This is a genomic window from Vagococcus sp. WN80Y (assembly GCF_059621045.1).
This window is the reverse complement of the sequence record NZ_JCAQHY010000050.1, coordinates 1-1425: the sequence shown is the minus strand read 5'-3', so window position 1 is coordinate 1425 and position 1425 is coordinate 1. Positions and strand designations below refer to the sequence as shown.

3 protein-coding genes and 1 pseudogene are annotated in these 1425 nt (G+C 45.2%); all 4 read left to right on the top strand.

All coding sequences use genetic code 11. The features are described from left to right. Positions 1–324: pseudogene (locus tag AC5KOD_RS02615) on the top strand (sortase family protein); the annotation flags it as partial. A gap of 15 nt (positions 325–339) precedes the next feature. Beyond that, complete coding sequence (locus AC5KOD_RS02610) at positions 340–723, top strand: hypothetical protein (protein ID WP_496912985.1); 384 nt, start codon at positions 340–342, stop codon at positions 721–723. Then, entirely contained in the window at positions 720–1088 is a 369-nt protein-coding gene (locus AC5KOD_RS02605; RefSeq protein ID WP_496912984.1) for a hypothetical protein, read from the top strand. Before AC5KOD_RS02610 ends, AC5KOD_RS02605 begins: the two co-directional genes overlap by 4 nt. 20 nt (positions 1089–1108) lie before the next feature. Next, positions 1109–1425, top strand: a 317-nt coding sequence (locus AC5KOD_RS02600; protein ID WP_496912983.1) for a recombinase family protein, incomplete at its 3' end; no start/stop codon positions are given.

Genomic DNA, 1425 nt, shown 5'->3' with positions numbered 1-1425 from the left:
ATTGCGCCAACGACGGAGTCCCTTCTCACTTTATTACGATGTGAAGGGGACATTGGGACGGTTTACCGACGGCTTGTTCAAGGGAAGTTGACCGACCAGTTGCCACTTAATCAGGCAAGTCCGTCGGACTTAGAGGCCTTGTCCTTAACTGAAAAAAAAGTGGCTAAGGACGGAACGTTGTTAAAGGAAAATCCCCTATCATACCCCCAGCAGTTCAGTATGAATTTAGCCGGAACGATTCTCTCTGATCCTGTTCAGACCATCGTGCCCCTTTTTTTATTGTTAGTGCTACCAGTGATTTTTTTAGGAATGATACGTGTATAGAAAGGAGGAGGTCAGATGGTGTTAGTTAAAGCAGGGGTGCTGGTGGTCCTCTTCCTTAGTTTTTGGGTGTGTGTAACGCAAAGCCGAGTGTGGCTAACGAAGACGCGACCTTCTTCGCGTTCTAAAAAGAAACGAAAGAGAGAACGAGAAAAGAGGCATAAACGACTCGTTATCAGTAGCTGTTTTCTCATTCTGGTTCTATTAACAAGCATGCTGGTAGTCGTTTACGGGTTAATCAAAGTCGAGTTGGGCCAAAATGAGCTGTTCCAACGGATGTCTGAGGTGAGTGTGACTCAAAACGAATTAGAAGAGAGACTAGAGGAATTGGAAAATGGGAACCGACGCGCCACTAACAAGAACCGACAAACCTTAATAGAGAAAGGGCGACCAGGAAAATGACAACCATTAAATTAAGTGATCGCGAGTATCATCAGTTAAAAAAAGCGCTAGACGCTTTGCCGTGGATCTGGCATCGGTATGAAGCGGAATGCCCCAATGATTGGTATCAGTTTAAATATAAACGATCATTACAGACATTTCTAGCAAGTGGCGAAGCAGATAGGCTCCTTCAAGTGAAACCAACCTGGTCGAAGCACGAGTTAAAACTGCCGAAGTCGCAATATGAGTCGTTAAAAGAATGGGCCAGAATTAGCCAAGAGTTGCAGGATATTCTTGATCATCCCCCTTATGGCAGCCAATTACCAGCGAGCTTAAGTAAACCCATCAGGTTGATTCAAGCGACCCGGGACTTAATTAACAAGTAAAAACGAAGGGAGGGAAGACGATGCGAATTGGATACACCATTTTAGGGGATCAGCCATTGGCTGTTAGGCAATTAAAAGAACGCGGACAGTGTGAGAAAATCGTGGCTTTATCGGTGGTAAGAGAGCCACTTCAATGCTTGTTGTCTTTTTTGACAGAGGTTGGTGAGGCAGAGGTCGTCGTGTTAGATGTCACCCACTTAGGGTTACAGGTGAGTCAATATGAGGCAGTCGTTAAGACCTTGGAAACCCACCCCTGTACGATCCGTTTTATTGAAAAGAATGGCGACTCAGATACCGCTTACCTCGCATGTCTCAGTCAATTGGCTCAACAAGAGAA

Excerpts from the sequence above, each read along its gene's own strand:
- AC5KOD_RS02610 (WP_496912985.1), top strand. The coding sequence starts at position 340 with ATGGTGTTAGTTAAAGCAGGGGTGCTGGTGGTCCTCTTCCTTAGTTTT.
- AC5KOD_RS02605 (WP_496912984.1), top strand. The coding sequence starts at position 720 with ATGACAACCATTAAATTAAGTGATCGCGAGTATCATCAGTTAAAAAAA.